Origin of the sequence: Halorubrum sp. SP3 (genome assembly GCF_005435195.1) — an archaeon.
Taxonomy (GTDB): domain Archaea; phylum Halobacteriota; class Halobacteria; order Halobacteriales; family Haloferacaceae; genus Halorubrum; species Halorubrum sodomense.
Genome location: NZ_SGTU01000869.1, coordinates 1 through 206, shown reverse-complemented (window position 1 = coordinate 206; position 206 = coordinate 1). Strand labels below are relative to the sequence as shown.

1 pseudogene is annotated in these 206 nt (G+C 70.9%); it reads right to left on the bottom strand.

The window, feature by feature from the left end:
• Positions 1-15 precede the first annotated feature (15 nt).
• A pseudogene (locus EXE42_RS18445) lies at positions 16-206 on the bottom strand (hypothetical protein); the annotation flags it as partial.

The following is a 206-nucleotide window of genomic DNA, read 5'->3' as shown; positions in this document are numbered from 1 at the left end:
CCCGTCTCCGGCCGCTCACGCCGTCCCGTCGTCGAGCCGACGCGCCTGTTCGCTGAGCGTGAGGAACGCGACCGCGCCGAAGAACGCGACCACGAACCCGAAGACTGCGGCGTCGCCGTCGGCGTAGTGGCCGAAGAGGATCGGAGTGACGCTCAGGCCGAAGAGGCCGAGGGCGTAGCCGATCCGGTCGGTGCGGTCGTCGAACC